The sequence below is a fragment of the Prevotella sp. AM42-24 genome (genome assembly GCF_003461825.1).
Taxonomy (GTDB): Bacteria; Bacteroidota; Bacteroidia; order Bacteroidales; family Bacteroidaceae; genus Prevotella; species Prevotella hominis.
On record NZ_QTXV01000183.1, the window covers coordinates 1 to 329 of the forward strand.

The window sequence follows — 329 nt, forward strand, 5'->3', positions numbered from 1 at the left end:
ATGCGCTCAGTGAACAGTAACCTCCTTGCTATCAATCAGGCAAAATCACGTATCAACCAGGCTAAGAAAGAGGGCAAGAATCCTGACCAGGCCGACCTCAACCTGGTGAAGACCGAGAAGAAGAATGCCTTCGCCGTATCTCAGTATTCTGATGTGATGACCATCGAGAAGTTTGCCAAGCACATCTCCAGCCACGGCAGCGTCTATTCTCGCGCAGACATCTCTGCCATCCTCTACATGACCGTAGATTGCATGAGAGAGCAGCTCCTCGAAGGCAAGAAAATCCGACTCGGCGATCTCGGTGATTTCTCCATCCTCCTCTCATCCAA

Annotated in this window: 1 protein-coding gene; it reads left to right on the forward strand. The window is 50.8% G+C overall.

Features of this window, described 5'->3' with window-relative positions; translation table 11 throughout:
- A partial coding sequence (locus DW917_RS18035; protein WP_233524832.1) for an HU family DNA-binding protein occupies positions 1-329 on the forward strand: 329 nt, incomplete at both ends.